Source organism: Micromonospora sp. NPDC002296 (assembly GCF_040296145.1).
Lineage (GTDB): Bacteria > Actinomycetota > Actinomycetes > Mycobacteriales > Micromonosporaceae > Micromonospora.
The window spans coordinates 168,939-193,086 of the sequence record NZ_JBEOWQ010000008.1; the positions used below are offsets into that span (position 1 = coordinate 168,939).

26 protein-coding genes, 3 tRNA genes and 1 riboswitch are annotated in these 24,148 nt (G+C 74.6%); of the genes, 22 read left to right on the top strand and 7 right to left on the bottom strand.

Features of this window, described 5'->3' with window-relative positions; translation table 11 throughout:
- Nucleotide 1 precedes the first annotated feature (1 nt).
- The 9 genes from ABT023_RS09880 to ABT023_RS09920 all read left to right on the top strand — a co-directional run bounded on the left by ABT023_RS09880 (nucleotide 2) and on the right by ABT023_RS09920 (nucleotide 7,354).
- Entirely contained in the window at nucleotides 2-802 is an 801-nt protein-coding gene (locus ABT023_RS09880; protein WP_350883620.1) for a CpaE/TadZ family protein, read from the top strand.
- Nucleotides 792-2,348 carry a TadA family conjugal transfer-associated ATPase gene (locus ABT023_RS09885; protein ID WP_350883622.1) on the top strand — a complete coding sequence of 519 codons (1,557 nt, stop codon included), beginning with the start codon at nucleotides 792-794 and terminating at the stop codon, nucleotides 2,346-2,348. The genes ABT023_RS09880 and ABT023_RS09885 overlap by 11 nt, the downstream gene beginning before the upstream one ends.
- Nucleotides 2,297-3,253, top strand: a complete 957-nt coding sequence (locus ABT023_RS09890; RefSeq protein ID WP_502890630.1) for a type II secretion system F family protein — start codon at nucleotides 2,297-2,299, stop codon at nucleotides 3,251-3,253. The genes ABT023_RS09885 and ABT023_RS09890 overlap by 52 nt, the downstream gene beginning before the upstream one ends.
- A gap of 102 nt (nucleotides 3,254-3,355) precedes the next feature.
- Nucleotides 3,356-4,225, top strand: coding sequence for a type II secretion system F family protein (locus ABT023_RS09895; protein WP_350883689.1), 870 nt, complete (start codon nucleotides 3,356-3,358; stop codon nucleotides 4,223-4,225).
- Between the two features lie 29 nt (nucleotides 4,226-4,254).
- Entirely contained in the window at nucleotides 4,255-4,470 is a 216-nt protein-coding gene (locus ABT023_RS09900; RefSeq protein ID WP_350883626.1) for a hypothetical protein, read from the top strand.
- 158 nt (nucleotides 4,471-4,628) lie between these two features.
- Nucleotides 4,629-5,039 carry a TadE/TadG family type IV pilus assembly protein gene (locus tag ABT023_RS09905; protein ID WP_350883691.1) on the top strand — a complete coding sequence of 137 codons (411 nt, stop codon included), beginning with the start codon at nucleotides 4,629-4,631 and terminating at the stop codon, nucleotides 5,037-5,039.
- Nucleotides 5,036-5,617, top strand: a complete 582-nt coding sequence (locus tag ABT023_RS09910) for a TadE/TadG family type IV pilus assembly protein (RefSeq protein WP_350883693.1) — start codon at nucleotides 5,036-5,038, stop codon at nucleotides 5,615-5,617. The genes ABT023_RS09905 and ABT023_RS09910 overlap by 4 nt, the downstream gene beginning before the upstream one ends.
- Nucleotides 5,618-5,793: 176 nt before the next feature.
- Nucleotides 5,794-6,165 (top strand): hypothetical protein, encoded by a 372-nt coding sequence (locus tag ABT023_RS09915; RefSeq protein ID WP_350883628.1) that lies wholly within the window; start codon nucleotides 5,794-5,796, stop codon nucleotides 6,163-6,165.
- Nucleotides 6,166-6,181: 16 nt separating this feature from the next.
- Nucleotides 6,182-7,354 carry a LysM peptidoglycan-binding domain-containing protein gene (locus ABT023_RS09920; RefSeq protein WP_350883630.1) on the top strand — a complete coding sequence of 391 codons (1,173 nt, stop codon included), beginning with the start codon at nucleotides 6,182-6,184 and terminating at the stop codon, nucleotides 7,352-7,354.
- 162 nt (nucleotides 7,355-7,516) lie between these two features.
- Here ABT023_RS09920 and ABT023_RS09925 read toward each other — a convergent pair whose 3' ends face one another.
- The 3 genes from ABT023_RS09925 to bluB all read right to left on the bottom strand — a co-directional run bounded on the left by ABT023_RS09925 (nucleotide 7,517) and on the right by bluB (nucleotide 9,597).
- A complete protein-coding gene (locus ABT023_RS09925) occupies nucleotides 7,517-8,368 on the bottom strand; it encodes a Rieske (2Fe-2S) protein (RefSeq protein WP_350883632.1) in 852 nt (283 codons plus the stop codon).
- Nucleotides 8,369-8,539: 171 nt separating this feature from the next.
- On the bottom strand, nucleotides 8,540-8,884 hold the full coding sequence (locus ABT023_RS09930) for a hypothetical protein (RefSeq protein ID WP_350883634.1): 345 nt from the start codon (nucleotides 8,882-8,884) through the stop codon (nucleotides 8,540-8,542).
- A 68-nt stretch (nucleotides 8,885-8,952) separates the two neighbouring features.
- Nucleotides 8,953-9,597, bottom strand: a complete 645-nt coding sequence (bluB, locus tag ABT023_RS09935) for a 5,6-dimethylbenzimidazole synthase (RefSeq protein WP_350883636.1) — start codon at nucleotides 9,595-9,597, stop codon at nucleotides 8,953-8,955.
- Nucleotides 9,598-9,632: 35 nt separating this feature from the next.
- Nucleotides 9,633-9,831: riboswitch (cobalamin riboswitch) on the bottom strand.
- A 161-nt stretch (nucleotides 9,832-9,992) separates the two neighbouring features.
- Here bluB and ABT023_RS09940 point away from each other — a divergent pair.
- Nucleotides 9,993-10,760 carry a crotonase/enoyl-CoA hydratase family protein gene (locus ABT023_RS09940; protein ID WP_350883638.1) on the top strand — a complete coding sequence of 256 codons (768 nt, stop codon included), beginning with the start codon at nucleotides 9,993-9,995 and terminating at the stop codon, nucleotides 10,758-10,760.
- 62 nt (nucleotides 10,761-10,822) lie between these two features.
- Here ABT023_RS09940 and ABT023_RS09945 read toward each other — a convergent pair whose 3' ends face one another.
- Nucleotides 10,823-12,268, bottom strand: coding sequence for a dihydrolipoyl dehydrogenase family protein (locus ABT023_RS09945; protein ID WP_350883695.1), 1,446 nt, complete (start codon nucleotides 12,266-12,268; stop codon nucleotides 10,823-10,825).
- Nucleotides 12,269-12,351: 83 nt separating this feature from the next.
- On the opposite strand from ABT023_RS09945, the gene ABT023_RS09950 reads away from it, so the two are divergent.
- Nucleotides 12,352-13,416 (top strand): serine hydrolase domain-containing protein, encoded by a 1,065-nt coding sequence (locus ABT023_RS09950; RefSeq protein ID WP_350883640.1) that lies wholly within the window; start codon nucleotides 12,352-12,354, stop codon nucleotides 13,414-13,416.
- Nucleotides 13,417-13,431: 15 nt separating this feature from the next.
- Here the strand turns inward: ABT023_RS09950 and ABT023_RS09955 are convergent, their stop codons facing one another.
- Complete coding sequence (locus ABT023_RS09955) at nucleotides 13,432-14,355, bottom strand: phytoene/squalene synthase family protein (protein WP_350883642.1); 924 nt, start codon at nucleotides 14,353-14,355, stop codon at nucleotides 13,432-13,434.
- A 66-nt stretch (nucleotides 14,356-14,421) separates the two neighbouring features.
- Between ABT023_RS09955 and ABT023_RS09960 the strand changes: the two genes are divergently transcribed.
- The 9 genes from ABT023_RS09960 (at nucleotide 14,422) to ABT023_RS10000 (ending at nucleotide 20,844) form a co-directional block, all read left to right on the top strand.
- Nucleotides 14,422-15,576 (top strand): polyprenyl synthetase family protein, encoded by a 1,155-nt coding sequence (locus ABT023_RS09960; RefSeq protein WP_350883644.1) that lies wholly within the window; start codon nucleotides 14,422-14,424, stop codon nucleotides 15,574-15,576.
- A 28-nt stretch (nucleotides 15,577-15,604) separates the two neighbouring features.
- Nucleotides 15,605-17,086, top strand: coding sequence for a phytoene desaturase family protein (gene crtI, locus ABT023_RS09965; RefSeq protein ID WP_350883646.1), 1,482 nt, complete (start codon nucleotides 15,605-15,607; stop codon nucleotides 17,084-17,086).
- On the top strand, nucleotides 17,083-17,703 hold the full coding sequence (gene idi / locus ABT023_RS09970; protein WP_350883648.1) for an isopentenyl-diphosphate Delta-isomerase: 621 nt from the start codon (nucleotides 17,083-17,085) through the stop codon (nucleotides 17,701-17,703). The genes crtI and idi overlap by 4 nt, the downstream gene beginning before the upstream one ends.
- Nucleotides 17,693-18,652 (top strand): MerR family transcriptional regulator, encoded by a 960-nt coding sequence (locus ABT023_RS09975; RefSeq protein ID WP_350883650.1) that lies wholly within the window; start codon nucleotides 17,693-17,695, stop codon nucleotides 18,650-18,652. Before idi ends, ABT023_RS09975 begins: the two co-directional genes overlap by 11 nt.
- Before the next feature lie 71 nt (nucleotides 18,653-18,723).
- Nucleotides 18,724-19,524, top strand: coding sequence for a polysaccharide deacetylase family protein (locus tag ABT023_RS09980; RefSeq protein ID WP_350883652.1), 801 nt, complete (start codon nucleotides 18,724-18,726; stop codon nucleotides 19,522-19,524).
- Between the two features lie 154 nt (nucleotides 19,525-19,678).
- A tRNA-Glu gene (locus tag ABT023_RS09985) sits at nucleotides 19,679-19,751 on the top strand.
- A gap of 31 nt (nucleotides 19,752-19,782) precedes the next feature.
- Nucleotides 19,783-19,856 (top strand) — tRNA-Asp (locus tag ABT023_RS09990).
- A gap of 104 nt (nucleotides 19,857-19,960) precedes the next feature.
- Nucleotides 19,961-20,034: transfer RNA gene (locus ABT023_RS09995), tRNA-Phe, on the top strand.
- A gap of 300 nt (nucleotides 20,035-20,334) precedes the next feature.
- Nucleotides 20,335-20,844 (top strand): SRPBCC family protein, encoded by a 510-nt coding sequence (locus ABT023_RS10000; protein ID WP_350883654.1) that lies wholly within the window; start codon nucleotides 20,335-20,337, stop codon nucleotides 20,842-20,844.
- Nucleotides 20,845-20,864: 20 nt separating this feature from the next.
- On the opposite strand, the gene ABT023_RS10005 is transcribed toward ABT023_RS10000, so the two are convergent.
- Complete coding sequence (locus ABT023_RS10005) at nucleotides 20,865-21,566, bottom strand: DUF2786 domain-containing protein (protein WP_350883656.1); 702 nt, start codon at nucleotides 21,564-21,566, stop codon at nucleotides 20,865-20,867.
- A gap of 123 nt (nucleotides 21,567-21,689) precedes the next feature.
- Here ABT023_RS10005 and ABT023_RS10010 point away from each other — a divergent pair, with 123 nt between their 5' ends.
- Nucleotides 21,690-22,133 carry a hypothetical protein gene (locus tag ABT023_RS10010; RefSeq protein ID WP_350883658.1) on the top strand — a complete coding sequence of 148 codons (444 nt, stop codon included), beginning with the start codon at nucleotides 21,690-21,692 and terminating at the stop codon, nucleotides 22,131-22,133.
- A 45-nt stretch (nucleotides 22,134-22,178) separates the two neighbouring features.
- Here ABT023_RS10010 and ABT023_RS10015 read toward each other — a convergent pair whose 3' ends face one another.
- Entirely contained in the window at nucleotides 22,179-22,568 is a 390-nt protein-coding gene (locus ABT023_RS10015; RefSeq protein WP_350883660.1) for a hypothetical protein, read from the bottom strand.
- 169 nt (nucleotides 22,569-22,737) lie between these two features.
- On the opposite strand from ABT023_RS10015, the gene ABT023_RS10020 reads away from it, so the two are divergent.
- Nucleotides 22,738-24,078 carry an ABC transporter substrate-binding protein gene (locus ABT023_RS10020; RefSeq protein ID WP_350883662.1) on the top strand — a complete coding sequence of 447 codons (1,341 nt, stop codon included), beginning with the start codon at nucleotides 22,738-22,740 and terminating at the stop codon, nucleotides 24,076-24,078.
- The last annotated feature ends 70 nt before the right edge of the window (nucleotides 24,079-24,148 follow it).

The following is a 24,148-nucleotide window of genomic DNA, read 5'->3' on the forward strand; positions in this document are numbered from 1 at the left end:
CATGGCCATCATCGCGCTGGTCTCGGCGAAGGGCTCGCCCGGCGTCACCACGACCACGCTGGCCTGCGCCCTGACCTGGCACCGGCGGCTGGTGCTCGCCGAGTGCGACCCGTCCGGCGGGTCGGTCCTCGCCGGCTACCTCGGCGGGGTGCTGGACGGCCCCCGGGGCATCGGCGAACTGGCCGTCGGGGAGCTGCGCGACGGGAGCCTGGAGTCGGCGTTCTGGTCCCAGCTCGTCGACCTCGACGCGCCCCGCCGGGAACGGCTGCTGCTGCCCGGCGTCATCGACCCGGCGCAGGCCGGCAGCGTCACCCCGCTCTGGCACCGGTTCGCCGACTTCTTCCTCGACCTGGAACGCGGCCGGCCCCCGTACGACGTGCTCGTCGACTGCGGGCGGCTCCAGGTGGCCAACCCGCCGTGGCCGATCCTGCGCGCCGCCGCCGTGGTCCTCCTGGTCACCCGGGCGAAGCTGCCCGATCTCTCCGCCACCCGGTCCATGATCCGGGCGATCGAGCGGGACTTCACCGAGCACCGGGTACCGCCCGGCACGCTGCGGCTGCTGCCGATCGGCGACGGACACGGGCGCGGCGAGATCAGCAAGGCGCTGCGGCTTCCGGTGATCGCACGGCTGCCGGAGGACCCGCGTACCGCGGAGGTGCTCACCCTCGGCGGCACCGTGCGGGCCGGCCGGCCGCTGATGCGCGCGGCCGGCGCCCTGGAGGTGCCGATCCGGGCGCTGCTGGACCGCCGCCGGGCCCGGCTGGCCTGGCCGGCCGCCCAAGGGGTGCCGGATGCGGTTTGAGCCGGTGTCGCACGACCCCCGGGTCCCGCAGCAGCAGGGCGCGACCTCCATCGCCCCGCCGCTGCCGCCAGCCCCGAACGGGCGTCACCAGCAGCCGGTCCCGCCGGTTGGCCCCGCCCCGCCGCCGACCGTCGCGCCGACGCCGCCCCGGCCCCGGGTCGACTTCGCCGTGGTCCGGGAGCTGCGCCGGGAGCTGAGCGAACGACTCACGCTGTGGCAGCGCGGCCGGGAGTTCGACGCCGACGCCGAGGACGTCGAGCGGGCCCGCCTCGCCGTCGCGGTGGTCGCCGAGTACGCCGACGCGGTCCGCCGGGCCGGCACCCCGATGCCCGCCGGGGAGGAGCGGCTGCTGCTCGACCAGGTCACCGCCGAACTGGTCGGCCTCGGGCGGCTCCAGACGCTGCTGGTCGACGACACCATCGAGGAGGTGCACATCCTCGGCTGCGACCAGGTGCGCATCGCCCGGCACGGCGGCGGGGTCGACTGGGCCGACCCGATCGCCGACAGCGACGACGAGCTGGTGGAGATCCTCCAGGCGGCGGCCCGCCGGGCCGGGGCGACCGAGCGGTCCCTGTCCACCTCGAAGCCCACCCTGGACCTGCAACTGCCCGACGGCAGCCGGCTGGCCGCCGTGTTCCTGGTCAGCCACCGCCCGTACGCGGTCATCCGCAAGCACAACACCCTTGAGGTGAGCCTCGACGACATCGCCGGCGGCCGGGGCGACCTGGACGAGATGATCGACCCGCTGCTGCGCGACTTCCTGCGGGCGTCCATGCGGGCCGGGCTGAACATCATGGTCGCCGGGCTGGCCGGGGCGGGGAAGACCACCGTCATCCGGGCGCTGATGGACGAGATCCCGGCCGACGAACCGTACGTGCTGCTGGAGGAGAGCCGGGAGCTGCTGCCCGCCCGCCGGGGGCACAAGCACCGGGCGGTGATGAGCTTCGAGGCCCGGGAGGGGCACGGCGAACGCGGGCTGGACGGCCGCCCGGCCGGCGAGGTGAGCATCGCCGACCTGATCCCGGTGTCACTGCGGATGGGCGTGCTGCGGATCATCGTCGGCGAGGTGCGGTCCCGGGAGATCGTGCCGATGCTCCAGGCGATGACCACCAGCCGCGGATCGATGTGCACCATCCACGCCCGCAGCCCGAGCGGAGTGGGCGAGCGGATCGTCGAGCTGGCGCTGTCGCACGGCCGGGAGATGACCGTCGACCAGGCCCGCCGGATGGCCGGCAACGCCCTCGACCTGATCGTCTACGTCACCGTCGAGGACGAGACCGCGATCGGTGGCCGCAAGTACCGCTTCGTCTCCCACGTGGAGGAGGTGATCGGGGTCGGCGAGGGCAGCCGGATCACCACCACCAGCGTCTTCGGTCCGGGGTCGGACGGCCGGGCCGTCCCCCGTCACCTGCCCGAACGCGTCCGCGACCAGCTCCTGCGGGTGGGCTACGACGCCCGGCTGCTGGGCCGGTGGATCGAGGCCGGAACCGGGGCGTGGCGGCGTCCCCGGCACACCCGGCTCGGCGTCAGGCCGGTGACCCGGTGACGCCGAACATCGAACTGATCGCCGTGGTGTCCGGCGCGGCATGCGTGGCCGGACTGGTGCTGGCGGTGGTGGCGCTGGTCGGCACCACCCGTCCCACCGGCCCGGCTCCGGGCGCGGGCCCGGGTGGCGGGCTGCGCCAACTTTGGCTCGGCTCCGGCACCACCGCCCGGGAGCAGCGCAACCACCAGGTGCTGATCGGCGGCGCGGTGCTCGGCGGCGCACTGGCGTTCCTGCTCACCGGGCTGCCGGTGGTCGGCCTGCTGGTCGCCGTGGCGGTGCCCGGCGCACCGTGGCTGTTCGCGGTCGGCCGCGCCGAGCAGCGGGCCATCTCCCGCATCGAGGCGGTCGGCGAGTGGACCCGCCGGCTCAAGGACGTCTCGTCCACGGGCCAGGGCCTCCAGCAGGCCATCCTCGGCACCATCGCCACCGTGCCCGAGGAGATCGCGGAGGAGGTACGGACGCTCGCCGCCCGGCTCCAGGCCGGCTGGCAGGCCCGCACGGCCCTGCTCGCGTTCGCCGACGAGATCAGGGACCCGGTCTGCGACCAGGTGGTGGCGGCGCTGATCCTGCACCTGACCGACCGGGGCGAGCGGCTCGGCGACGTGCTGGGCTCCATCGCGAGCGCCGCCGGCGCCGAGGTGGCCACCCGCCGGGAGGTCGAGGCCAAGCGCACCCAGCCGCGGTTCGCGGTCCGGTTCCTCACCGGGATGACCCTGCTGACCCTGGCGTACGGCCTGGTCAACACCGAGTACATCCGCCCGTACGGCACGCCGGTGGGGCAGCTCGTGATGGCCGTGCTCGGCGGGGCGTTCATCGGGCTGCTGGCCTGGGTGCGGGTGATGAGCCAGCCGCCCCGGCCGGCACGCTTCCTGCCCGCCCCGGACCCGACGGAGGCGATCGCGTGAGTGAGCTTGCGAGCCCCGCAGCCGCGAGCGAAAGGCGGTACCGGTGAGCGCGAGGAGTGAGCTTGCGAGCCCCGCAGTCGCGAGCGAAAGGCGGTACCGGTGATCCTCAACTGGCAGCTCACCGTCGCCGTCTGCGGCGGCGCGGCGGTGGGGCTCGGGGTCTTCCTGGTGGTCCGGGAGGCGCTGCCGGCCGCACCGGCGCTCGGCCCCGCACTGCGCAGGCTGCACCAGCCGCCGGGCGCCGGCCGGACCGCCGCGAGCGGTGCGCAGCGCCTCGACTGGGTCGGCGGGCTGGCCCGCTGGCTGCGTCCGCCGCACCGGCAGCTCGCCCTGATCGACCGTACCCCCGAGCAGTACGCCCTGTCCCTGCTGCTCTCCGCGCTGGTCGGCCTGGTCGCCCCGACCCTGGCCGGTGCGGTGCTCTTCCTCGGCGGGGTGTCCGTGCCGGTGTTCGTACCGCTGCTGGGGAGTTTGGGGATGGCGCTGGTCGCCGCCCTGGTGGCGCACCGCAGCGTGCTGACCCGCGCGGACGCCGCCCGGGACGAGTTCCGCCAGGCGGTCTGCACCTACCTGGACCTGGTGGCGTTGCAGCTCTCCGCCGCGCACGGCCCGGTGCAGGCCCTGGAGCGGGCCGCGGCGGTCTGCGACGGCTGGGTCTTCGACCGGATCCGGGAGTCGCTGCGGATCGCCCAAATGCAGATGCACTCGCCCTGGGACGAGCTGCGCGAGCTGGCCGAGAAGATCGGCATCCCGGAGCTGGGCGACGTCGGGGCGATCATGCGCTCCGCCGGCAGCGAGGGCGCGCAGGTGCACGAGACGCTGCGCAGCCGGGCCGACTCGCTGCGCGACCAGATCCGCACCGACAACCTGGCCCGGGCCGAGGCGGTCACCAGCCGGCTGGACATCCCCGGCTCGCTGCTGGTCTTCGTGCTGCTCGGCTTCGCCGTCTACCCGTTCCTCGCCCGGTTGTGAAACCCCTCCCCAGTTCGAAGGAGCACGTCATGCACCTCATCGCCTATCTGCACATCGCGTTGACGACGCGACTGACCGAGCTGCGCCGCGACGGCGAGCGCGGCGACAGCCCGGTGCCGACCGCCGTGATCATCTTCGGCCTGGTCGCGGTCGCCATGGCGGTCACGGGTTTCGCCCTGGCCAAGGCCAACGACTGGATGAACGCCATCCCGGGTAACACCGCCCCGCAGGCCCCGAAACCGTGACGGGCCGCCCCGCACGCGCGGACCGGAGCCGGTCGGCACCCGCCGACCGGCCCACCGGCCTGCGCGCACCGGGGCGGGCGCGCGACAGCGTACGGCGGCGACCGGGCGGGTGGGCGCGCGACGGCCTACGGCGGCCACCCGGGGAGGCGCCCCGGGGGCTGCTGGCCGGGGCCCGGCGGAGACTCGCCGACGGCCCGGCCGAGCGGGGCGCCAACCCGGTGGAGCTGGCCGTCGTGATGCCGGCGATCCTGGTGCTGCTCTTCGCCTCGATCCAGGCCGCCGCCTGGTTCGTCGCCCGGGCCACCGCGCTGAACGCCGCGCAGAGCGCGGTCAACGCCCAGCGCGTCCTTCAGGCTCCCGACGGGGCCGGGGAACAGCGGGCGGCCGACTTTCTCACCTCGGCCGGTGACTGGCTGGTCGGCTGGGACTCGCCGGGGCCCGACTGCGTCACGGACGCCACCGAGGTGACCTGCACGGTGACCGGCACCGCCCTCTCGGTCGTCCCCTGGGTGAGCTTCCCGGTGCGGCAGACCGCCCACGGCACGGTCGAACGGTGGACGACGGGATGAGCGGCGTGCGGAGACGTGCCGTGCCGGCCGACGACCGACGCCGGTTCCGGCGCCGACCGCGGCGGGACGAACGCGGTTCGGTCGCCGTCGAGGTGGCCGTGCTCGCCCCAGCGTTCCTCGCGCTGCTCGTGCTGGCCGGCGTGGCCGGGCGTACGGCGATCGCCCAGGAGGCGATCGAGTCGGCGGCGCACGATGCCGCCCGGGCCGCCTCCATCTCCCGGGACGCCGCCACCGCCCGGCAGCAGGCCCTGGCCGCCGCGAGCAGCCAGCTCGACTGGCAGCGGGCGAACTGCGCCGGCCAGCCGACGCTCACCTTCAGCGGCTCGGTGGGCGGCGATGCGGTCAGCTTCGACGAGGCCTTCGCCAGCGATCCCGGCGAGCCCGCCGCCGTCACCGTGCGGGTGGCCTGCACGGTGTCCTTCGCCGACATCGACCTGTCGCTGCTGCCGGCGATGCCGACCAACCGGACGGTCTCGGCCGCCTTCACCTCCCCGCTGGACCGCTACCGGAGCAGAACTCTCGGGTTCGGGACTGCTGAAGCAGGTTCTGCGGCGTACCCGAGTGTGGGTGGCGTGTGATGAGCGTGGGCGTTCGCGCGGGTTCCGGAACCGGCGACGGTGCGATTCGACGCGTTGGGCCCGCACCGTGGTCGGCGCAGGTCGCTATACGCGCTCATGACACTTCCGACGAGGTCGGGACCGCCCGCCGGCTTCGCGGCGACGACGGACGGGTCAGTCTGTTCCTCGCGGCGGGGATGATCGGCGTCCTCGCGATCATCGGGCTGGCCTTCGACGGCGCCGGTCAGCTGCGGTCCATGCAGCGGGCCGACAACCTGGCCGCGGAGGCGGCCCGGACCGGCGGCCAGTCCATCGACCGGGCGAAGGCCATCGAGGGCGGGCCCAAGGTGATCGACCAGGTGGCCGCCAGGGCCGCGGTGAACAGCTACCTCGCCGCGGCGGACGTAACCGCCTCCTCCGTCGAGTTCCCGGTCGTCGGCGGGGAGACCCTCATCCGGGTGCACGTCACGGTCACCTACGACCGGTACATGCTCGGCTTCTTCGGCTTCGGCAACACCGTCACCGTCTCCGGTGAGGCCACCGCGCGGGCCCTCACCGAGGACCCGTAGGAAGGGAAGGAACGCCATGGCCGCACCGGGTCGCTCCGCCGCACGGCGGACCGGACAGGTCCTCACCGGGTTCGGCGCGCTGGTCGTGCTGATCGCGGTGCTGGTCGGGGGGCCGGTGGCGCTGATCGCGTTCGCCGGCAACCCGCTCCCCGACCACGTGCCCACCCTCGCCGAGATCGGCGCCACGCTGACCAGCCGGGACGACGGCCGGCTCTTCCTGCGGGCGCTGGCCCTGGTCGGCTGGTTCGGCTGGGCCACCTTCGCCTTCTCGGTGCTCGTGGAGCTGGGCGCGCACTCGCTGCGCCGGCCGGCACCCCGGCTGCCCGGAATCAGCCGGCAGCAGCGGGCCGCGGCTGCGCTGGTCGGTTCGGTGGCCCTGATCATCGCGGCGAGCCCGGCCGCGGCCAGCGCGGCGACGGTGCTGGCCGGCCCGTACCCGACGGCGGCGCAGCCGGCCGTCGCCGCGGCGGTGCCGGCGGCACGCCCGGTGACCGCGACGCTCCCGGTCAGCGCGCGGACGGCGTCGCCGGTCGTGGTCACCACGGCGGCTCAGCTCCCCGAGCCGGTGGAGCCGACGGTGTACCGGGTGGCGAAGGGCGACTACCTGGGCGAGGTCGCCGAGCGCTACCTCGACGACTTCGAGCGGTACCGGGACGTGGCGAAGCTGAACCGGTTGCACGACCCCGACCGGATCCGCCCGGGGCAGCTCATCAGGCTGCCCGACGGCGCGGGCGACGCCGGGGCCCGTACGCACGCCACCGGCCGGCTGGTGGTCCGGCCCACGGCCCCCGCACCCGGCGGCGCGGTCGCTCCCCCGCCCGCGACCCCGGCCACCCCGCCGGCCGCCGAAGCGCCCGCGACCCCGGCGACGACGCCGCCCGCGAAGCCGCAGTCCACCCGCCCGGCACCCGCGCCGCCGGCCACCCAACCGTCGGCCGAGTCGACCCGCGGCAGCCAGCAGGTGGCCCAGCCGCCCTCCGGGCCGCAGCCGGCAATGGCCGCCGGGGCTTCCCGGGTGAGTGAGGAGGACTCGGTGAACCGCCCGCTCGCGGTCTCGGCGGTGCTCGCCGTGGCCAGCATCGTCGGGGCACAGATCGGCGCGGTCCTCGGGCTGCGCCGCCGGCCGGGCATCGCCCGGGCCGCCGCCGGCGCGCGGGCCCTGGTCTCCGGCCGACACCGCCGGAACTGACGCCGGAGGCCCCACCCCCGCCCGCCCTGCACACGCTGTCACGGATTGTGTGGTCATGGCGCGCGCCGATGCCACAGTTCCCGCGCAAGAGCGGTTCGCCGGATGGGCCCGGCGATGGCGCCGGGGCGGCGGGAGCGGCGCCTACGGCGGGCGTGGGAACGGTCAGGGCAGTCGGGCCTGCAACACCCCGTCGACCACCCGGGTCGGCAGGATCTGCTGGTCGTTCCCGGACGGCCCGTGCATGACCTCGCCGCCGTTGAGCCGGAACGCGCTGCCGTGCCACGGGCAGACCACGCAGGCGTGCCCGTCGATCTCGGTGACCTCGCCCTCGCCGAGCGGACCGCTCTGGTGCGGGCAGCGCTCCAGCATCACGGTGACCTCGTCGCCGTGCCGGTAGAGGATCACCGAGACGTCGTCCATCTCGCGGGTGACCAGCGTCCGCTGCGGCAGCCCGGCGAGGTCCGCCAGTGGGTGCCAGCCGTCGCTGATCAGGTGCATCTCGGACACGCTCTGGTTGACCTGGGCCCCCTGCTTGTACGCCAGGTGCCCCCCGAGGTACGCCCCCGCGCTCACCGCGCTCAGGCCGAGGTACGCCAGCGCCCGCCCGGTCCCGTGCCGCCCGCGCAGGCGGGCGGCCAGCGAGCCCGCGTACAGGGCCAGGCCGACGGTGTTGGCGGCGGCGTGCACCAGGCCGATCCGGCGCTGGTCCCGGGCGAGGGCCGCCCAGTCGTTCAGCCCGGCGACCGCCGCCGGGAGTGCGCTGATCGTGCCCAGCCCGACCAGCGTGGTGGCCGCCCGACGCTGACCGGGCATGAGGTCCAGCACGGCGGCGCTGATCCAGGCACCCACCGGCACCTGCACCAGCGCCGGGTGCAGCGGATGCCCGAGGAAGACGCCGTGCAGCAGGTCGCGCACCCGCTGCGGGCGGATGGTGGCCTGGACGGCGCGCTGCAACCGGTCCCCGGCCCGGTCCAGCGCCGAAGTCTGTTCGATTCTCGTCAAGAGTGCCCGCATCCCGTCCGGCTTCCCGGCAGGAGCGGTCGCAAACCGGTCGGCGGTGACGAGCCCGTCGCCATACATGCCGGCCGGCAGTCCCGGGGACACGGCCGACACCGCCGCCGCACCCGCACGTCACCGGCGGTGGGTCCCGCGCCACCGGCCGCCCGGCGGCGCGGGACCCGGCGGCTACTGCCAGGGGCCGCTGCGGCAGATGAACCTACCGGTGTCGCTGTACTGGGTCACGCTGCCGTCGAAGTAGCTGTAGCTGACCCGCACCTGCAGGCCGATGTTGGAGTAGGGGCAGCCGGCGAAGAGGGTCGGTCCGGCGCTCGTGAAGGTCCCGACGCTGCCGGAGTACCAGGTGACCGTCCAGGTCGTCGTGCCGGTGCTGGTGGCGTCGCAGTAGAACTGCGACCCGCCGGACTCGCAGAAGGGCGCGGGGGCGCTGGCCAGGGCCGGGGTGGCTACGGCGGCGGTCAGGCCGAGGGCGGTGAGGACGGAGGCGAGCAGGACCCTGACGGTGGCACGCATGAAGATCCTCCCGAACGTAGCGGGTTGAGGACTGAGGGTGAATGCCACGCTATCCCAGCAATCGAGGTTCATGAATCAGCCGTTCGCCGGTCGGTTACCGCCCAACGGTCGTGGTGCACCGCCTCGGCGAGAGGGCGCTTCCGCCGCCACCCGTGCCGTTCCAGGTCCGGCACGGTCGCCAGGTGGGTGACCGGCCCGAGGCAGAGCCACGCCACCGGCCGGATGCCGTCCGGGATGCAGAGCAGCCCGGCCACGAACGGCTCCCGGTAGAAGGAGACCCAACCGACGCCGAGCCCCTCGGCGGTGGCGGCGAGCCACAGGTTCTGGATGGCCAGGCAGACCGAGTAGAGGCCGGAGTCGGCGATGGCGTGCCGCCCGAGGACAGCCGGGCCACCCCGCGCCGGGTCGTAGGTGACCACGATCGACAGGGTCGACTCCAGCACTCCGTCGATCTTGATCCGGGCGAACCGCTCGGCCGCCTCGCCGTCGAGGGTGGCGGCGAACGTGTCCCGTTCGACCTGGACGTGCTCGTGGAACCGGCGGCGGGTCCCGGCATCCCGGACCAGGACGAAGTCCCACGGCTGCGAGTATCCGACGCTGGGCGCGGCGTGCGCCGCGTCGAGGATCCGGTGCAGGGTGTCCGCCGGCACCGGCTCCCCGGTGAACTCGGCCCGGACGTCCCGGCGGCGGTGGATGGTGTCGTAGATGTTCACAGGCAGGCTCCCGCTGCGCTCGGCCCACCGCTGCGGTGGGCACCCGACGCGAGGCCGGTCTTCGGACTCCCGGATCGACGCCCGACCGTCCGCCTTCCCAGCCGTGCGGCCAGTGGCTGCGCGTGACGCGCGTGGACGGCGGCTCCCCGGTCACCGCGGCGGGCCCGTGCCGGATTCCCACCGGCTTCCCGATTCTCCCCGCAGGCGCGAGGCACCTCACATGATCGTGCCGTCGCCGATGCTAGCGCCCCGCCCGTGCGCCGTCGGGACGGACGGGCCGCTACGGTCGTGTCGGGGTGGACGCCACCACCCCAGGGGCCGGCCCGCCGGCCACCTCGGCCCGCACCGCCGGCCCGCGGCCGAGGGCCGGAGCCGTCCGACCGGGAGGCACGCCGATGGGGGTACGGGTCGAAAGCGCCGGGGCCGTGACCACGGTGATCCTGGATCAGCCGGCGGCGCGCAACGCCGTCGACGGGTCGACCGCCCGGGCCCTGGCCGACGCGTTCCGGGCCTTCGAGGCCGACCCGGAGGCGGCGGTGGCCGTGCTCTGGGGGGCGGGCGGAACGTTCTGCGCCGGGGCGGACCTGAAGGCGATCGGCACCCCCGGCGGCAACCGGGTCGAGCCCGACGGCGACGGTCCGATGGGCCCGACCCGGATGCGACTGTCCAAGCCGGTGATCGCGGCGATCTCCGGGTACGCCGTGGCCGGGGGGCTGGAGCTGGCCCTCTGGTGCGACCTGCGGGTGGCCGAGTCCGACGCGGTGCTCGGGGTCTTCTGCCGGCGGTGGGGGGTGCCGCTGGTCGACGGGGGTACCTTCCGGCTGCCCAGGCTAATCGGCGAGAGCCGGGCGATGGACCTGATCCTCACCGGCCGACCGGTGCCGGCCGAGGAGGCGTACGCGATGGGTCTGGTGAATCGACTGGTCGCGCCGGGTACGGCCCGGGTGGAGGCCGAGCGGCTGGCCGCCGGGATCGCCCGCCACCCGCAGACCTGCCTGCGCAACGACCGGGCGGCGGTGCTGGCCGGCGCCAACCTGACCGAGCCGGAGGCCCTCGCGGTCGAGCTGGCCCACGGCGCGGAGTCGCTGGCGGCCGACGCGGCGGCGGGTGCGGCCCGCTTCGCCGCGGGCGCCGGCCGGCACGGCGCACCCGCGTCTCCCTGATCGTCCGCACCGCACCGGCACGACCCCGTGCGCGTCGGACGATCAGGGAACCAGCGGCGGCGCTACCTCAGGTTGCGCAGGGCGTCCTCGACGGCGCGGTGGAACGTCGGGTACGCGTAGATCATGTTCCGGAGCTGGGTCAGCGGGACCGCCGCGTGCACCGCCACCACCAGGCCCGACAGCACCTCGCCGCCGGCCGGGCCGACCGAGGTCGCGCCGACCAGGACGCCCCGGTCGGCGTCGGCGACCAGCTTGATCAGTCCGTCGGCCCGGTGGATCCAGCCCCGGGTGGACGCGCCGAGCCGGCTCACGCCGACCTGCACGTTGATGCCGCGCTCGCGGGCCTGCCGCTCGGTCAGCCCGACCGCGCCCACCTCGGGGTCGGTGAAGGTGACCCGGGGCAGCGCCCGGTAGTCGGCGTGCGGCACGCCGCCGGCGATCCCGGCCCCCGCCGTGCTCGCCGCGCCGCCGACCGCGCTGGCGGTGCCGCTGGCGTCCGGGCCGGACCGCGCCCGCCGGACACGGTCGAGCACGTCGGCGACCACGATGGCCGCCTGGTACATGGCGATGTGGGTGAACGCGCCCTCGCCGGTCAGGTCGCCGACCGCCCAGAGGGCCCCGGCGGCGCGCATCCGGTCGTCGACGGCGAGGTACCGCTGGGACGGGTCCACCCCGACGGCGTCCAGCCCCAGCTCGTCGAGGTGCGCCCGCCGGCCGGTCACCACCAGCAGCTTCTCGGCGGTGAACTCGACGCCGCCGGCCGCGCTGAGGGTGAACGCCCGCCCGTCGTGGTCGACCCGCTCGGCCTTCACCCCGGTGGAGATCCGCACCCCGTCCGCGCGCAGCGCGGCGGCGGCCACCTCGGACGCCTCGGGCTCCTCGACGGCGAGCACCCGTTCCGCCGCCTCCACCACCGTCACCGCCACCCCGAACCGGGCGAAGACCTGGGCCAGCTCCAGCCCGATCGCGCCGCCGCCGAGCACGAGCAACGACCCGGGCAGCTCCTCGACCTCGACGGCCTGGTGGTTCGTCCAGTACGGGGTGTCGGCGAGCCCGGCGATCGGCGGCACGGAGGGCCGGGTGCCGGTGCCGAGCACGATCCCATGCCGGGCCTGGAAGACCTGGTCGCCGACGCGTACCCGGGCGGGGCCGTCGAGCCGGCCGCTGCCGCGCACGAACCGCCCGCCCTTGCCGGTGAACCGTTCCACCGCGACCCGGTCGTCCCAGGTGTCGGTGGCCTCCGCGCGGATCCGCTTCGCCACCGGCGCCCAGTCCGGCTGGACCTCGGCCGTGCCGGCGAACTCGTTGACCCGCCGGGCCTCGGCGATCGCGTTCGCCGCCCGGATCATCATCTTGCTCGGGATGCACCCCCAGTACGGGCACTCCCCGCCGACCAGGCTCCGCTCGATGCCGACGACGTCGAGGCCCGCCTCGGCGAGGCGGCCGGCCACCTCCTCGCCGCCGACGCCGAGCCCGACCACGACCACGTCCACCAGTTCCGGTTCCACCATGCCGCCAGCATTCCGCACCGCGCCACCGCACCGCACCGTGTCGCCTGCCGGCGTCCGCGCGTCTCCCCTACCGTGGCCGGATGCGCCCACACTTCGGCCCGGTCCGGGACTGCTTCCACGACCTGTTCTCCACCGGCCGGGAGACGGGGGCCGGCCTCGCCGTCTGGTACGACGGCCGGCCGGTGGTCGACCTCGTCGCCGGCGTCGGCCGGCCGGGCCGGCAGTGGGCACCGGACACCCTGGTCAACGTGTACTCGGTCGGCAAGCCGGTGGCCGCGCTGTGCCTGCTGGCGCTGGTCGACCGGGGCCGGCTCGACCTCGACGACCCGGTCGCCGACCACTGGCCGGGGTTCCGCGCCCCGGCCACCGTCCGGCAGGTGCTCAGCCACACCGCCGGGCTGCCGGCGTTTCCGGTGCCCCGCCCGGCCGGGGCGGTCGCCGACTGGGACCTGCTCTGCGCCGACCTGGCCGCCGCCGAGCCGCAGTGGGAGCCGGGGACGGTCGCGGGCGAGCACGCCTGGACGTACGGGCATCTGGTGGGCGAGCTGGTGCGGCGGGTGGACGGGCGGCCGGTGGGCCGGTTCCTGGCCGACGAGATCGCCGGCCCGTGGCGGCTCGACCTGGCCTTCGGCCTGGGCGCGGCGGACCAGCGGCGGTGCGCCGAACTGTCGTACGCCGATCCGGGCTGGCCGGCCCGGGCGCTGGGCGAGCCGGGGTCGCTGCGGGCCCGGGCGCTGGGCAACCCGGCGGGCGGGCTGGACCTGGCGGTGCTGAACAGCCCGCTGTGGCGGGGCGCGGAGGTGCCGGCGGTGAACCTGCACGGCACCGCCGCCGCCCTGGCCCGGCTCTACGCCGGTCTGCTGGCCGGCGGCGTCCTGGACGGGGTGCGCCTGTTCGGCCCGGACCTGGTCGCCGAGGCGACCCGGACCCAGTACGACGGCCCGGACCTGGTGCTGGACCGCCGGGCCTGCTGGACGCTGGGCATGCAGCGGGAGCCGGACGGGAGCTGGGGCATGGGCGGGATCGGCGGCAGCAGCGCCTGGGCCGACCCGGAACGGGGCTACACGTTCGCGTACGCCACCGCCCGGCTCGCCGACCACGACCGGGTCGACGATCTGGTGGAGGCCCTGCACTCCTGCCTGTGACGAGGGGCACCGGGCTCAGGCCCGGCCAACCGCCGGCCCCGGCCCGGGAACCACGACCGGGGTGCCGGCCGGGGTGAGCATGGCCCGCCCGGCGACGGCCATCCGTCGCCGCCGGGGCACCAGCGCCCGCCGGGTGAACACGTCGTAGTCCTGGGCGGCCACCTCGTCGAGGATGCCGCCGTAGAGCACGTACGCGGTCCGCATGCAGGCCTGCGAGGCGGGCGAGAGCAGGGTGACGCCCGGGGCGGCGGCCTCGTAGTGGGCCTGGGCGCGGGTCACCTCGTACTCGATCAGCTCGCGGATCTTCGGGCTGGTGCGGCGGCGCGCGGCGGCGGCGTACAGGTCCTCGCGGGTGACGTCGAACTTGGCCAGGTCCTCGTCCGGCAGGTACGTCCGGCCGCGTGCCAGGTCCTCGGCCACGTCCCGGATGAAGTTGGTGAGCTGGAAGGCGAGGCCGAGCTGCCGGGCCGGCTCCCGGGCGGCGGCGGGGTCGGTGCTGCCGAGGATCGGCAGCATCATGGTGCCGATGACGGCGGCCGAACCCTCCATGTAGTCGAGCAAATCGTCGTAGGTCGGGTACGCGGTGACCGTCAGGTCCATCGCCATGCTGCGCAGAAACGACGCGAAGTCGGACCGGTCGAGGTCGAAGACGGCGATGGTGTGCAGCACGGCGGGCAGCAGCGGGTCGCCGACCGACGCGCCGTTCAGCCCGGCCAGGAAACGGGCCGACCAGTCGTCGAGCCGGGCGGACCGCTCGGCGGGTGGCAGCTCCTCGGTGCGGTCGACGATCTCGTCGGCGTACCGGGTGAATCCGTACAGGGCGTGCACGTGTCGCCGTTTCCAGGCGGGAAGCAGCCGGGTGGCGAGATAGTAGGTGCGGCCATGACGTTTGTGCAGATCACGGCAGCGGCCATAGGCGGCTGCGAGGTCGGTGTCCACTGACCCTCCTCGAACTATCGACGCATCAATCGACGCAACTCGTAACCCTAGGGTACGCTCGCCCGCATGGCCAACGACGCAGTTGCGGGTGACACCCTCCGCGTCGCACCGGCACAGCCGGGAGCGACGGACGATCCGGTCCGCGGCGTGCTGGCCGCGTTCGCCAACGACCTGGCCCAGGGGTTGGACGACACCCTCACGACGTTCCTGGCCGCCGAGGTCGCCTCGCTCGCCGAGATCGACACGGAGATGGGCGGCTTCGCCTCGACCGCGCGCGACTGCGTGCTGGCCGGCGGCAAGCGGGTCCGCCCGACCTTCGCGTACTGGGGGTGGCGGGGCGGCGCGGGCAGCGACGAGCCGCTCCGGACGGTGCTGCCGGCGCTGGCGGCCCTGGAGCTGCTGCACACGTTCGCGCTCGTGCACGACGACGTGATGGACGCCTCCGACACCCGGCGCGGCCGGCCGACCGCGCACCGGGCCGCCGCCGCCCGGCACGTCGCCGCCGGGCACGCCGGCGACCCCGACCGGTTCGGCGAGGCGGTGGCCGTGCTCATCGGCGACCTCTGCATGGTCTGGGCCGACCGGCTGATGTCCCGCGCGGCCGTGCCGCCGGCGCGGCTGCTCGACGTCCGGCGCTGCTACGACCAGATGCGGGTCGAGACGATCGCCGGGCAGTACCTCGACGTCCTGGGCGAGAACGACGCGGCGAACTGGTCGGTGGACCGGGCGCTGCGGGTGGCCCGCTACAAGACGGCCAGCTACACCGTCCAGCGGCCACTGCTCTTCGGCGCCTGCCTGGCCGGCGCCGGCGCCGACGCGCCGCTGACCGCCGCGTACACCCGGTACGGCCTGGCCGTCGGCGAGGCGTTCCAGCTCCGCGACGACCTGCTCGGGGTCTACGGCGACCCGGTGGCCACCGGCAAGCCGGCCGGCGACGACCTGCGTACCGGCAAGCCGACCGCGCTGCTGATGTTGGCCCGGCAGCTCGCCACCCCGGCGCAGCGTCGGGCGCTGGACCGGGCCGGCGCGGTCACCGGAGCCCGGGAGGTGTCCCGGCTGGCCCAGGTGGTCGCCGGCACCGGGGCGGTCGCCCGGGTCGAGCGGATGATCTCCGACCGGGTCGCCGAGGCGCTGGCCGCGCTGGACACCGCGCCGATCGACGAGACCACGCGCACAGCACTGACGGGCCTCGCCACCGCCGCCACCGACCGGCGGGCATGATGAGCGACATTTCGAAGGAGGTGGTCATGTGCGGACCGTGACGGGACGTACGGACCAGGTGGTGGTCGTCGGCGCCGGGCTCGGCGGGCTGGCCTGCGCGCTGCACCTGGCCGGCGACGGCCGGCAGGTGACGGTGGTCGAGCGGGAGCCGGTGCCGGGCGGCCGGGCCGGGCGGCTCGGCGTCGACGGGTACGAGTTCGACACCGGACCGACCGTCCTCACCATGCCCGACCTGATCGACGAGGCGCTCGGCGCGGTCGGCGAGCAGTTGGGCGACTGGGTCGAGCTGATGCCGCTGGACCCGGCGTACCGGGCGTACTACCCGGACGGCTCGACGCTGGACGTGATCACCGACACCACCCGGATGGCGGCCGAGATCGCCTCCGTCTGCGGCCCCCGGGAGGCCGACGGGTACCTACGCTTCGTCGACTACGCCCGGGAGCTGTGGCGGCTGGAGCGGGCGGACTTCATCGAGCGCAACCTCGACGCCCCGACCGACCTGCTCACCGGCAACCTGCTGAAGCTGCTGGCCAACGGCGCGTTCCGCCGGCTCCAGACGAAGATCGGCCAGTTCTTCCGGGACCCACGCACCCAGCGGATCTTCTCCTTCCAGGCGATGTACGCCGGGCTCGCCCCGCACGACGCGCTGGCCATCTACGCGGTCATCGCGTACCTCGACTCGGTGGCCGGGGTCTACTTCCCACGCGGCGGTATCCACGCGGTCTCCCGGGGGATGGCCGGCGCGGCGGAGAAGCACGGCGTGCAGATCCGGTACGGCACCACGGTGACCCGGGTGGAGACCGCGAACGGCCGGGCGACCGGCGTGCTCACCACGGACGGCGAGTTCATCCCGGCCGACGTGGTGGTGCTCAACCCCGACCTGCCGGTCGCCTACCGGGACCTGCTCCCCGCTGCCCGGCAGCGCCGGCTCACCTACTCGCCGTCCTGCGTGGTGCTGCACGTCGGCTCGCGGCAGGGCTATGAGAAAATCGCCCACCACAACATCCACTTCGGACGGTCCTGGAAGGGCACGTTCGACGAGGTGATCCGGCGAGGGGAGCTGATGACCGACCCGTCGCTGCTGGTCACCAACCCCAGCCGCACCGACCCGTCGGTCGCCCCGGCCGACCGCCACACCTACTACGTGCTCGCCCCGGTGCCCAACCTCGACCGGGCCCCGTTCGACTGGCGCGGTGACCTGACCCGCCGCTACACCGACCAGCTCGTCGGGACGCTGGAGGAACGCGGATACGTCGGCTTCGGCGACGGCGTCGAGGTGCTGCGCACGGTCACCCCGGCCGAGTGGGCCGAGCAGGGCATGGCGGCCGGAACCCCCTTCGCGTCGGCGCACAGCCTCTTCCAGACCGGCCCGTTCCGCCCGTCGAACCTGCACCGAACGCTCGACAACGTGGTGTTCGTCGGCTCCGGCACCCAGCCGGGAGTCGGCGTGCCGATGGTCCTGATCTCCGGCAAGCTGGCCGCCGCCCGCATCACGGGGCCGGTCCGGTGAGCGGCCGGGAGGACCACCTGGTCGAGCTGGTCGACGACGACGGCCGGGCACACGGCGAGGCATCGGTGGCCGCCGCCCACCAGCCGCCGGGCCGGCTGCACCGGGCCTTCTCGGTGCTGCTGGTCGACCCGGACGGCCGGGTGCTGCTGCAACGCCGGGCCGCCGCCAAGACCCGGTTCCCGCTGCGCTGGGCCAACTCCTGCTGCGGCCACCCGGCCCCGGGCGAGTCGCTGTTCGAGGCCGCCAACCGGCGGCTGGGCGAGGAGTTGGGCACCGGGCCCGTCGACCTCACCGAGGTCGGGGTGTACGTCTACTACGCGGAGGACCCCACCACCGGACGGGTCGAGTTCGAGTACGACCACGTGCTGCGCGCCGACGTGCCGGCCGACGCGCTCCTGCGTCCCGACCCGGACGAGGTCGCCGAGCTGCGCTGGGTCGACCCGGCGACGCTGGAGACCGACCTGGACGTCGACCCCCGCGCGTACGCGCCCTGGCTGGGCGGGGTGGTGAACCGCCTGCTGCATCCCTCCGGACCGGCGACGGGAGCCCCCGGGCCCAGCGCGGCCCCGGCCGGCCTTCCGGCGGACGACGCGTCGGAGCGGCCGGGTGGCCGATGAGGCGCTGAGCGCGGGGGCCGTGGCACGCCGACTGGGCGTCGCGGTCACCACGCTGCGCACCTGGCACCAGCGCTACGGACTCGGCCCCAGCCAGCACGTGCCGGGCCACCACCGGCGGTACACGGCGGCCGACCTCGCGCGCCTGGAGACCATGCGCAAGCTGACAGCGGAGGGGGTCACCCCGGCCGAGGCGGCCCGCTGGGCCCGGCAGGCACCGGTACCGGGGTCGGCCGGCGAAGTGCCCACCGGCGCCCTCGCCGAGGTCCGCACGGTCAGGGTCCGCGACGGCGGTGGCCAGGCCATCCCGGTCGGGCGGGCCGGCCCGGCGGCCCGTGGGCTGGCCCGGGCCGCCATGCGGCTGGATTCGGTGGCGATCGGCGAGGCGATCGCCCGCGCCCTGGCCGCCGACGGCGTCGTCGCCACCTGGGACAGGCTCCTGCGGCCGGTGCTCGCCGCCATCGGCGAGCGGCACGCCGCCACGGCCGGGCTGATCGAGGTGGAACACCTGGTGTCCCGATGCGTCTCCGAGGCGTTCGCCACCGTCCCGCGGGTCGGGACGGCCACCGATCCGGCCCGGATCCTGCTCTCCTGCGCCGACGAGGAGCAGCACACCCTGCCGCTGGAGGCGCTGGCCGCCGCGCTGGCCGAGGCCGGCATGGCGTACCGGATGCTCGGTGCCCGGGTGCCGGCGGCGGCCCTGGTCGAGGCGGTCAACCGCACCGGGCCGGCCGCCGTGGTGGTCTGGTCGCACACCCGGGCCACCGCCGACCCGGCCCAGCTCACCGTGCTGCTGGCCAGCCCGCGCCGGCCCCTGTTGGTGCTGGCCGCAGGCCCGGGCTGGTGGGCCGAATCCCTGCCGGCCGGCGTGGTCCGCCCGGTCGACCTCGCCGAGGCGGTCTCGCTCGCCCTCGCGGTACGCGACTCCCTGGCCCGGCCGGCAGGAGACTGACCCGCACTGCCATTTTCACCTTTCGTCCACTAGCGTCGGGTGGCCCACGTACCCGGCCCCTCGGAGTGACGATGAGTGAACGTGCCGCCCTGGCGTTCGGCATCAGCCTGATCCTGTTCCTCGCCGGCTGCGGCGAGCGGACGACCGGCCGCTCCCCGGAGGCCGCCGCCCCCTCGCCGGCGGCCTCGACATCGCCGAAACAGACACCGCGGCCCAAGCCGAGCGCCTCGGCCAAGCCGACCCGGACCGTCCCGTCGCGGCTTCGCCCGCAGCCCACCACGCTCCCGCCCGGGCTGCGCCGGACCAGCGGTGGGAGGGCGGTCGCGTTGACGTTCGACGACGGGCCCGATCCGGTCTGGACGCCGAAGATCCTGGACCAGCTGCGCCGCGCCGGGGCGAAGGCCACCTTCTGCGTGATCGGCACCCGGGCCCGGGCGCACCCCGAGCTGATCGCGCGGATCGCCCGGGAGGGCCACCAACTGTGCAACCACAGTTGGCGGCACGACCTGGACCTCGGCCGGCGGCCGGTCGCCGAGATCCGGGCCGACCTGGTACGCACCAACCGCGCCATCCAGGCGGCGGTGCCGGGCGCCAAGGTGCCGTTCTACCGCCAGCCGGGCGGGAAGTGGACCCCGGAGGTCGTGGCGATGGGGCGGCAGCTCGGCATGCGGCCGTTGCACTGGAGCGTCGATCCGCAGGACTGGGCCAAGCCCTCCGCCCCGACGATCACCCGTCGGGTGACCGGCGCCGTCCGGCCCGGTGCGATCGTGCTGATGCACGACGGCGGCGGGAACAGGGCCGCCACGATCTCCGCCTGCGCCCACCTCATCGGCGACCTGAAGCGGCGCTACGGGCTGGTCCGGCTCGGATGAGCCGGTACTGACCTGCGGTTTTGCGGGCGAGCGCGCCCTCGGCCATACCGATTTGTTTCGCGGGCCGCCCGTCACGTATGCTTTCGAAGCCTCCGGCGGGGCCGGATGGGAGCAAGTCCGCTTGAAGTTGCGAGTGTGCAATGATGGCGGGGCCGCCCTCATCGTCTAGCGGCCCAGGACGTCGCCCTTTCAAGGCGGTAGCACGGGTTCGAATCCCGTTGGGGGCACGACCGGCGCAAGCCGGAGCAACACCAGCCAGGTCCTGTGGAGCAGTTGGAGTGCTCGCCGCCCTGTCAAGGCGGAGGTCGCGGGTTCAAGTCCCGTCAGGACCGCAAGCGCTGATCGCCGCGCGTACCATGCGCGGCGTTCTGCGTATCGGAGCAGGTTCCCTGCCGGCGGTGATCCCGCCTCTTGGGTACCATGAGCCGAGCGGCACGGCCAGGTAGCTCAGTTGGTACGAGCGTCCGACTGAAAATCGGAAGGTCGGCGGTTCGACCCCGCCCCTGGCCACATAGCCTTTCGCCGGGCTACTGAAGCGCCGACCAGCGGAAACGCCGGTCGGCGCTTCTGCGTGCAGGGTGGGCCTGCGAGGAATGTCGGCGAACGCCGGCCGCGCGACAGGAAGAGCGACGACGCGACGGTCGCGCCAGGGCCTGCGTCGAAGTTTGGACGCCCGTCTCGCGCCCATGTTCACCATCCTGCCGCGTCCGCAGGTGGATCGCCGCTGTCCGTAATCCGGACGCGAACTTGTCCGGTTCCGGGCACGTACGAAGCTGCACGCTGGGGCATCAGCCGGTATGGTCCGGGCCTATGGGACAGGAGATGGCCGAACCGGCAGACGTCCGACAGGACGTCGCGCAGTACTCGCTGCGCAGCAGTCTCCTCGTCCCCGCCTCCGCCGAGCGGGCCTTTGCCGTGTTCACCGGCGCGCTGACCGACTGGTGGGTCCGGGAGTACACCTGGTCCGGCCCGGCGGCGCTGGCGGAGCTGGGCATCGAGCCCCGTGCCGGAGGCATGCTCTACGAGATCGGCCCGTACGGCTTCCGGAGCGACTGGGGTCGGGTGCTCACCTGGGACCCGCCCCGGCGGCTGGTGTTCAGCTGGCAGATCGGCCCGGACCGGGTGCCGGTTCCCGACCCGGCGCAGGCCAGCGAGGTGGAGGTGCTGTTCCTGCCGGAAGGGCCGGAGCGGACCCGGGTGGAGGTCGAGCACCGGCACTTCGACCGGCACGGCGAGGCCGCCGAGGGATACCGGCAGGCGCTCACCGCGGGCTGGCACGAACTGCTCTCCCGCTACCTGGCCTCGGTCACCCGACCCTGACCCGACAGGCGACCGCAGGGTCAGTGGGGGAGTTGCCGGGTCCGGGTGGCGGACAGGCGCTGGCCGCCGAGGTCGGCGCGGCGGCCGGCCGCCGCGCCCGAGCCGAAACCGGTGCCGGCGAGCCGGCGCGGCGCGGCGGTGCGCAGCCGGGGGTAGGCCTCGGCCACCCGACGCTGGACCCGGTCCGAGCGGTCGGCCAGCACGAGCGCGACCGAGGGCCCGCCGGAGTCGGCGACCGCCCCCGCCTCCGCCTCGACCAGCCGCGCACCGACCACCTGGGCGAAGCCGGCGAGCCAGGAGCGCCGGAACGCGGCCGGGTGCTCCCCCACCGGGACGACCGCCCCGGCCAGCCCGTGCGCCGCCTGCACCAGCAGCGAGGTGAAGAGCAGGTCGACCCGTTCCAGGTCGCTGGCGAAGCCGAACAGGTGCATCGCGAAGCCGCTGCCGTGCCGGCGACGGACGCAGCGGCAGCGCAGCGGGGCGGCGACGGCGGCGAGCAGGCCGGCCTTGTCCCGGGCGTACGGGGCGACGACCTCGACCACCCGGTCGCCGACCGGGTCGGTGGTCGGGTCGCGGGCCGCCAGCAGGGCCCGGTCCACGCCGTACCGGGCGATCAGCTCGGTGGCCTTGGCGGTGAACGCGGCCGACTCCTCCGGCGTGCAGGCCGGGTCCTCGGCCTTCGCCAGCAGCTTGCGCACCTTGACGAGCATGGCCTCCGACATGCCACCAGAGCTATCACACCGCCCCGGACGCTGTTGGGCCAGCGGTGAGATCTATCGACCCGTATCATCGTTGCGCTTGGTCAGCCGTCCGGTACGGACGGTCAGTCACACTTGGAGGCGCCCATGTCATCCCCGGTCGTCCGCCTGCTGGCCACGACGACGGCAGCGGTGTCGCTGCTCGCCCTCGCGGCCCCCGCCCAGGCAGCCCCCGCGCCCGCGAGCCCCGGCGCAACACCCGCCGTGAACCTCGCCGGCACCTACGCCACCTGTTACGGCGGCGCGGTGCGCTCGTACTTCCAGACCGGGAGCTGGGGCGGGGAGGCCGGCACCTACCGGGCCACCAGCCGTTGTGCGGACATCAACGTCCGCAACGCGAGCAGCTTCGGCACCCAGGCCTGCGTGGTCTTCGTCGACAGGACCAACAGCTGCAACTACTGGACCTACCTCCCGGCGAATTCCGGGTGGATCACGGTGGCCACCAACGTCCGGGACGGGGTGAACTTCCGGGTCCGCTTCTCGAACCTGCGCTACGAGTACGAGCCGCTGGTCGCGTACCACGCGTTCTGAGCGGCGGCGCCCCGGCGCCCGGCCACCCGGGCCGGCGCCGGGGCGTCAGGCAGCCCGGCTGCGCAGGGTGGCCACCGTCGAGCCGGCGAGGGTGAGCAGGCAGTCCGGCAGCAGGCCGTCGGCGACCGCCGCGCCGAAGAGCGCCTCCCCTGTGTCGTCGTCGGCATTGGCGTACGCGCTGACGAAGCGGGCCACCCAGCGGGTGTCGTAGCCGGCCTCGTCGATGCCGGGGAAGTCCAGCGCCGCGCCGCCGGGAGCGGGCACGTCCCCGACCATCGTGGCCGCCAGGCACCAGGCCACCCCGTACGCCCCGGCGAGGCCGGCCCGGTCGACCACCTCGTCGAAGGCGCCCACCACCGCGTCGCCGTCTCCGGCCAGGGCCGAGTGGAGCACGGCGGTCGCGTCGTCCAGCGTCTGCTGCGGTACGTCCGTCACTCGGCGCACTGTACGACGGGTGGTCAACCCGTGACCACCCGAGAGCGTCGAACCGGTGACCCTGCGTGCGTCTGGGCGGCTAGCAGGCAATTGACCGGGCTCCACGTCCCCGCTGCCCAGCCCGGCACGCTAATGTGCGCAGCGGACCTTCGCCGGAGGAAGGACGACCATGTTCGTATCACACGGCTCGCGCGCCGCCGCCCTGGTGGCCTGCGGGGCGTTGCTCCTTGCCGGTGCCGCCTGCGGCACCGGCAAGTCAGAGGAGACCACCACCACACAGGTCCGCCTCTACGGCATCGACGGCAACATGATCAATGGGTACGCCGCGGAGCTGAAGGAGCGCGCCGATCTGATCGACGGCATGAAGGGCACGACCCCGCTCACGCCGCTGCCGGAAGCCTTCAAGAGCCGACTCCGGTCCGTCTACCCGAAGCTCGGCGACTTTCTCTACGCGGCCGAGGCGTACGACGCGGTGGTCATCACCGCGCTGGCCACGCAGCTTGCCGGCAGCACCGAGCCGACGCAGATCGCCAAACAGATCGTCGGCGTCACCAACAACGGCCAGCGGTGCGAGAAGGCGGCGGACTGCCTGAAGCTGGCCCGGGCCGGCCAGGACATCGAGTACCGGGGGGTGTCGCTCAACCGGGCCGGGTTCACCGACGCCGGGGAGCCGGCCACGGCCAGCTACGCCACCCTGACCTTCGGGGACCGCAAGATCGACGACGGCAAGACCGAGTTCGTCGGCGCCGGTGACGAGTCGGCCGCGAGCACGAAGAACCCGCCCCGGCCGTACAAGCAGCGCGGCGGGAAGGTCCCCTCGGCGCCACTGGTCCTGGGCGGCCTGCTGCCGCGCACCGGCGACCTGGCCCTGGCGTACCCGCCGCTGGCCGCCGGATCCGCCCTGGCGGTCAAGGAGGTCAACGCCGCGGGCGGGGTACTCGGCGAGCCGGTGGTCTGGCTCGACGGCGACGACGGCACCAACCCGGACGTCGCGAAGGCCGCCGTGGCCAAGCACGTCCGGGACGGCGCGCACGTCATCATCGGCGCCGGCGCCTCGGGCATCTCCCGCGCCATTCTGCCGGACGTGGTCGCCGCCGGCCGGGTGCTGTTCGCACCGTCCAACACGGACGCGGGGCTGACCTCGGTGGAGGACAAGGGCCTCTACTTCCGCACCGCACCGCCGGACAGCCTCCAGGGGCGGGCGCTGGCGGACGTGATACTGCGCGACGGGCCACACAAGATCGTGCTGGTCGCCCGGAAGGACTCCTACGGCGAGGGCCTTCAGGAGAACGTCCGCGCCGAGCTTGAGCGGGCCGGCATCGGCAGCGACCGGGTGAAGCTGCTGACGTACGACCCGCCGGCCGACGCGAAGGCTCCACCGCTGGACTTCACCGCCGGCGCCCAGGAGATCAAGAAGTACGACGCGGATGCCGTGCTGGTCATCGGCTTCGCCGAGTCCGCGCAGGTGATCCGGGCGCTCGCCGACTCCGGGGTGCAGATCCGACACTGATCCGACGCGCGACGGCCGCCCCGGCAGACTCGCGGGGGCGGCCGTCGCGGGGCCCGGGCACCCGGCCCCG

What these genes read in the sequence shown, in the direction of transcription:
- ABT023_RS09880 (WP_350883620.1), top strand. Translation starts at nt 2, where the DNA reads ATGGCCATCATCGCGCTGGTCTCGGCGAAGGGCTCGCCCGGCGTCACC.
- ABT023_RS09885 (WP_350883622.1), top strand. Translation starts at nt 792, where the DNA reads ATGCGGTTTGAGCCGGTGTCGCACGACCCCCGGGTCCCGCAGCAGCAG.
- ABT023_RS09900 (WP_350883626.1), top strand. Translation starts at nt 4,255, where the DNA reads ATGCACCTCATCGCCTATCTGCACATCGCGTTGACGACGCGACTGACC.
- ABT023_RS09910 (WP_350883693.1), top strand. Translation starts at nt 5,036, where the DNA reads ATGAGCGGCGTGCGGAGACGTGCCGTGCCGGCCGACGACCGACGCCGG.
- ABT023_RS09915 (WP_350883628.1), top strand. Translation starts at nt 5,794, where the DNA reads ATGATCGGCGTCCTCGCGATCATCGGGCTGGCCTTCGACGGCGCCGGT.
- ABT023_RS09920 (WP_350883630.1), top strand. Translation starts at nt 6,182, where the DNA reads ATGGCCGCACCGGGTCGCTCCGCCGCACGGCGGACCGGACAGGTCCTC.
- ABT023_RS09925 (WP_350883632.1), bottom strand. Translation starts at nt 8,368, where the DNA reads ATGCGGGCACTCTTGACGAGAATCGAACAGACTTCGGCGCTGGACCGG.
- ABT023_RS09930 (WP_350883634.1), bottom strand. Translation starts at nt 8,884, where the DNA reads ATGCGTGCCACCGTCAGGGTCCTGCTCGCCTCCGTCCTCACCGCCCTC.
- ABT023_RS09940 (WP_350883638.1), top strand. Translation starts at nt 9,993, where the DNA reads ATGGGGGTACGGGTCGAAAGCGCCGGGGCCGTGACCACGGTGATCCTG.
- ABT023_RS09950 (WP_350883640.1), top strand. Translation starts at nt 12,352, where the DNA reads ATGCGCCCACACTTCGGCCCGGTCCGGGACTGCTTCCACGACCTGTTC.
- ABT023_RS09960 (WP_350883644.1), top strand. Translation starts at nt 14,422, where the DNA reads ATGGCCAACGACGCAGTTGCGGGTGACACCCTCCGCGTCGCACCGGCA.
- ABT023_RS09980 (WP_350883652.1), top strand. Translation starts at nt 18,724, where the DNA reads ATGAGTGAACGTGCCGCCCTGGCGTTCGGCATCAGCCTGATCCTGTTC.
- ABT023_RS10000 (WP_350883654.1), top strand. Translation starts at nt 20,335, where the DNA reads ATGGGACAGGAGATGGCCGAACCGGCAGACGTCCGACAGGACGTCGCG.
- ABT023_RS10005 (WP_350883656.1), bottom strand. Translation starts at nt 21,566, where the DNA reads ATGTCGGAGGCCATGCTCGTCAAGGTGCGCAAGCTGCTGGCGAAGGCC.
- ABT023_RS10010 (WP_350883658.1), top strand. Translation starts at nt 21,690, where the DNA reads ATGTCATCCCCGGTCGTCCGCCTGCTGGCCACGACGACGGCAGCGGTG.
- ABT023_RS10020 (WP_350883662.1), top strand. Translation starts at nt 22,738, where the DNA reads ATGTTCGTATCACACGGCTCGCGCGCCGCCGCCCTGGTGGCCTGCGGG.